We start from the raw sequence: 5,621 nt of genomic DNA, 5'->3' as shown, positions 1-5,621 counted from the left end.
AAAAAGTTAAAATTTAATAAGATAAATCCAAAAAGTGAGCGTGTAGTATCAAAGTATTTAAACCAAGGTATAAATTAATAAATTCGTTATCTGTTATGTATTGTAGGCTTAATTAGTATTTGCTTTGGTTAATTATATCTTAAACGGATTTATTCTATATTTATCATTGTATTAAATTATTAATGCGCTGAGTGCTTGGAGGCGTGTTAAAGTGTCTAAAATGCAATGGAAGGCATTAGTTTAATAACCTTTTAATAACTTTGATGGTTGTGTAGTAGTAAACATGATGAAATTTTCGATATTAGTCTGTGACGATTCTGCAGTTGCCCGTAAACAAGTCGTGCGGTGTTTAAATGAATGTATAGACGCTCAAATACAACAAGCTACAAATGGAGCGCACGCTCTAGAACTTTTACGAGCACAAAGCTTTGATTTATTGTGCTTAGATCTCACCATGCCCGAAGTTGATGGTATACAAGTACTCGAGACTATAAAAATAGAAAAAATAGAGTGCTTTGTTTTAGTTATTTCTGCCGATATACAAGAAAAAATGAAGCAACGAGTCGCACAACTTGGCGCAATAGACTTTATCGATAAACCTATCAATAAATCTAACTTAAACGAAATATTGCATAAATTTGGCATTCATTAGGTTTTTTCATGTTAAAAAAGGCTGTTTTATCTTTTAATTTAGGGTTGACAGCATAGCCTTTGTTAAGGCAGTCTTAACATATGAAAACAATTAATCGCGTACTGACCATTATTATTACAACCATCATTCTTACTGGATAGTGGCATAGGTCGGTGCAACAAATTTAAAGGCCTGTGTTCACTTAGAACACAGGCCTTTTTTCGTTTTATGGGATGAGGAACATAAACAATGCGAGTTTTAAAATTTGGTGGGTCTTCGCTTGCCGACTATGCATGCTTACAACAGGTAGCTCAGCTAGTTAAAGCACAATTAAAAGATGAAATGCTTTTGGTACTTTCTGCTCCAGGTGGAATGACCGATTCGCTAGTTGCACTTGCAAGTGCTGCAGAACAAGGCTCTGACTTTTCGCAGCAATGGCAAGCATTAGTTAGCCGCTGTGAAGGTTTGAAAGCTGACGTTGAAAAAAGTGGTGTAGTAGTTACAAGTTGGCCAAACTTAGGCGAGCTTAAAAATAAACTAGATGGCGTATCACTTATACAATGTTGCCCTGATCAAGTTCGCGCATTTGTAATTAGCTTCGGAGAGCGCGTTAGTGTTTCTTTAATGCAGGCTTTATTGAACTCGCACGATGCAAGATACTTAGAAGCAACAAGCTGTATCGCTTCAACTGGCGGTTATATCGACGCCGAGGCTGATTTAGTAACAAGTAAAGCGCGCTTTCAAGCTGTGCTTAAAGAAAGCCCTGCAACTATCTATATCATGCCTGGTTTTACGGCGAGTAATGATAAAGGTGAGCTTACAACGCTTGGCCGTAATGGCTCAGATTACTCAGCAGCCATTGCAGCAGCATGTTTAGAAGCTGAGATTTGCCAAATTTGGACTGACGTTGATGGTGTATACAGTGCTGATCCTCGTTATATTAAAAAAGCGACTAAAGTAGATTTTTTATCTTATAAAGAAGCGATGGAGCTTTCTTATTTTGGTGCAAAAGTACTTCACCCTAAAACAATTTTACCGTGTGCTAAAGCAGGCGTGCCGTGCGAAATTAAAAATACGCATAACCCAGACGCACAAGGCTCATTAATTGGTAACGATTATTCATCAGATGAGCCAGTAAAAGCGCTTTCGAGCCTACAAGACCTTGCAATGCTAACTGTCTCAGGGCCAGGCATGAAAGGCAAAGTAGGTATGGCGTCTAAGGTATTTAACGCGCTTGCTCACGATAACGTATCAATTGTATTGATCACGCAGTCATCATGCGAATTCAGCATTAGCTTTTGTGTACACGAAACAGACCTAGCACTTGCACTTGATGCGCTACAAACTGCATTTGAACTTGAATTACAAGCAGGGCTTATTGAGCCTGTACAAGTGCAGCGCAATTTAGCCATTGTTACTTTAGTGGGCGACAACATGCGCGCGCACCGTGGCTTAGCGGCTAAATTTTTTGCATCGCTTGCACAAGCGCAAGTAAATATTGTGGCAATTGCACAGGATTCTACAGAAAGTGCTATTTCAGCAGTAATTGATGGCGAACTTTGTAACGACGCCGTAAAAATATGCCATGAAAACTTTTTCACGCATGTGCCGTCAATTGATGTGTTTTTACTAGGTTGTGGCTTAGTAGGGCAAGAGCTTATTAATCAGCTTGAGCGCCAACAAGCGTGGCTTGAAAAACGTAATATTAAACTCAACTTGTATGGTGTTGCTAACTCTCGCCAATTACACCTTGATAGTGAAGGTATTGCTTTTGGTGATTGGCAGCAAAAATTGGCCTCATCTGAGCAGGCGTTTGATTTAAAACTAGTAGAGCAGTTTGTTAAGCAAAATCATTTAGTAAACCCTGTGCTTGTTGACTGTACGTCGTCGGATGCACTTGCTGCGCAGTATGTAGACTTTTTAAATGCAGGTTTTCATGTGGTTGCTGCCAATAAAAAAGCAACAACAAGCTCATACACGTATTACCAAGATTTAATTGCAGCAACGCAAAAGAATAATCGTAAATTTTTATACGAAACGAACGTTGGTGCAGGCTTACCAGTAATCGACAACTTACAGTCATTATTTGGTGCCGGTGATGAGTTATTAGAGTTTAGCGGTATTTTATCAGGTTCACTTTCGTATATGTTTGGCGCACTTCAAGATGGTTTGTCACTTTCTGAGGCAACTATTAAAGCCAAAGAAAGTGGCTTTACTGAGCCAGATCCTCGTGATGATTTATCGGGTACCGATGTAGCACGTAAGTTATTGATCATCGCTCGCGAAGCCGGTATGAAATTAGAGCTAAGCGATATTGAAGTTGAGTCAGTATTACCACCAGGTTTTGCACAAGGTGATAGCGTTGATGAGTTTATGGCAAAACTACCAAGCTTAGATGCTGATTTTAACGACCGTATCAAAAGCGCTGCGAGCGAGGGTAGGGTACTTCGCTATGTAGGCACAATTAAAGAAGGCCACTGTAAAGTAGGTATTGAAGCGGTAGATGCAAAGCATGCGCTTAGTGTCATTCGTGATGGTGAAAACGCACTGGCTATTTTAAGCCAATACTACCAGCCACGTCCGTTTGTAATTCGTGGTTATGGCGCCGGCTCGGAAGTAACAGCCGCGGGTGTATTTGCTGATATTTTAAAAACGTTATCGCGCTAGGAGCTCGTTATGATTGAAGTATATGCTCCGGCGTCTATTGGTAATTTTGCAGTGGGTTTTGATGCACTTGGCGCAGCGCTTGCGCCAATTGATGGCAGTTTGTTAGGTGATGTAGCCGTTGTAAGCGCAGCACCAAGCGACGAATTTATTTGCACAGGCGAGTACGCTCACAAGTTACCAAGTGATGCTAATGAAAATTTAGCGTACCAGTGCTTAGTGCATTTTAGAGCGCATGTTGCGCCTACTATGCCAAGCGTAAAGCTCGAGCTTAAAAAGAACTTACCAATTGGCTCTGGGCTTGGCTCTAGTGCATGTTCGGTCGTGGCTACTTTTGCTGCCCTTGATAAGTTTGCAAAAACTAATTTAAGTCAGGTTGAGCTTATTGAACTGATGGCTGACTTTGAAGCTGTAGTAAGTGGCGGTCGTCATTACGACAACATCACGCCATGTTATTTAGGTGGCTTGCAGTTAACAGGTGATTTAATTCCTGATAAATCGATTGCACTGCCTGTTGATGAAAACTGGTACTACGTTGCTGCGTTTCCTGGTTTTTCACTCAACACTGCAAAAGCGCGCTCTGTTTTACCAAAAGAGTTGAACATGCATGCAAGTGTTGAGTTTGCTCAGCGTTTGTCGGCATTTAGTAGCTTGCTGTTAACTAATCGTTTTGACGATGCGCTAAGCATAATGAAAGATGAAATAGCAGAACCTTACCGCGCACCGCTTATAAAAGGCTTTAGTGAAGCCAAAGCAAGCTTGCCAGCGCTGGGCGCTGAAATAGTCAGTATTTCGGGCGCAGGACCAACCTTATTTAGTGTGTGTAAAACACTTGAAGCTGCACAGCAATGCGCGCAGTGGTTAGAAACCAATTACATTAACGAGCAAGGCTTTTGCCACATTTGTAAATTAGATAACGACGGCACGCGTCAATTAACAGTTTTATAGGATAGGTAGTCATGCAATTACATAATTTAAAAGATAGCTCACAAAAAGTGTCGTTCGTTGAAGCCGTAAAAACAGGTTTGGGTCGTAATCAAGGTGTGTTTTTCCCTGAATCCCTTGCCCCACTGTCCGATGTTGATGCATTGCTTGATATGGACTTTGTTACACGCAGTGGTAAAATATTATCTCACCTAATTGGTGATGAGCTGCCAAGCGACACTGTGACACAAATGGTTAAAAATGCATTTAACTTTCCAGTTAAGCTGGTGGAAGTTGAAGAGAATACATACTGCTTAGAGTTGTTTCATGGTCCTACACTTGCGTTTAAAGACTTTGGTGGTCGCTTTATGGCAGAGTGTTTAACGCAGTTTAACAAAGACGAGAAAGTAACTATTTTAACAGCAACATCGGGCGATACCGGTGCAGCTGTAGCGCATGCTTTTTACAATAAACCAAATATCGATGTTGTTATTTTATACCCTAAAGGCAAAATTTCACTTGCTCAGCAAAAGCTATTTACTACGCTAGGTAACAATATTCATTGTTACGCAGTTGAGGGCAGCTTTGATGATTGCCAAGAGCTAGTTAAAAATGCCTTTTTAGATGAAGAAGTTAAATCAACACTTGGGCTTAACTCAGCTAATTCAATTAATATTAGCCGTTTAGTTGCTCAGGTTTGTTACTACTTTGAAGCCATCGCACAGCTACCAAAAGAAAAACGCGCAACAGCACATATATCAGTACCTAGTGGTAACTTTGGTAATGTGTGTGCCGCAATGATTGGTGCGGTTATTGGTTTACCTGTTGGCAAATTAAGTGCAACAACAAATCAAAATGATACTGTGCCGCGCTTTATGCTTGATAAAAACTGGACGCCAAACGCAACGCTTGAGTCGCTTTCAAATGCGATGGATGTAAGTAAGCCAAACAATTGGCCGCGTGTACAAACAATGTTAGATAATAACTGGTTTAGCTACGATAATTTTTATTCAACAAGCGTAAACGAGCAAGACACGCAAGCCGTGATGAAAAAAATTCAACAAACTGGCTATGTTGCGGAGCCTCATACTGCTATTGCTTACCAAGGTCTTGTTGAAAATCGGGCACCTGGTGCAGCGGGTATCTTTTTAGCGACAGCTCATCCTGCTAAGTTTAAAGAAAGCGTAGAGGGTATTCTAAATATTGAATTAGGTATGCCAAAACCACTTGCTGATGCACTAGCAAAACCATGCCTAGCAAGCGATATGAACGCCGATTACGACGAGTTACGTACCGAAATGCTCGCTAAATTAGGCTAAGTTAAATTAAAAGGAAAAGCGGCTTGAGCCGCTTTTTTTATAACTTTATACGGATGAATACACTTAGTTATATTTACTAATTA

General features: G+C 40.5%; 4 protein-coding genes. All 4 read left to right on the top strand.

What is annotated here, in order from left to right; translation table 11 throughout:
• The first annotated feature begins 283 nt into the window (after window positions 1-283).
• Window positions 284-652, top strand: coding sequence for a response regulator (locus GQR46_RS15310; RefSeq protein WP_024589756.1), 369 nt, complete (start codon window positions 284-286; stop codon window positions 650-652).
• Window positions 653-880: 228 nt separating this feature from the next.
• Window positions 881-3,298, top strand: a complete 2,418-nt coding sequence (thrA, locus tag GQR46_RS15305; protein WP_165722047.1) for a bifunctional aspartate kinase/homoserine dehydrogenase I — start codon at window positions 881-883, stop codon at window positions 3,296-3,298.
• Window positions 3,299-3,307: 9 nt separating this feature from the next.
• The gene (gene thrB, locus GQR46_RS15300) at window positions 3,308-4,243 is read left to right on the top strand and encodes a homoserine kinase (RefSeq protein WP_165741379.1); all 936 of its coding nucleotides are present in this window, start codon (window positions 3,308-3,310) and stop codon (window positions 4,241-4,243) included.
• 11 nt (window positions 4,244-4,254) lie between these two features.
• Entirely contained in the window at window positions 4,255-5,538 is a 1,284-nt protein-coding gene (gene thrC / locus GQR46_RS15295) for a threonine synthase (protein WP_165741378.1), read from the top strand.
• The last annotated feature ends 83 nt before the right edge of the window (window positions 5,539-5,621 follow it).

Origin of the sequence: Pseudoalteromonas sp. Z1A6 (assembly GCF_011378745.1) — a bacterium.
GTDB classification, from domain to species: Bacteria; Pseudomonadota; Gammaproteobacteria; order Enterobacterales; family Alteromonadaceae; genus Pseudoalteromonas; species Pseudoalteromonas arctica.
This window is presented reverse-complemented; position numbering and strand designations above follow the sequence as displayed.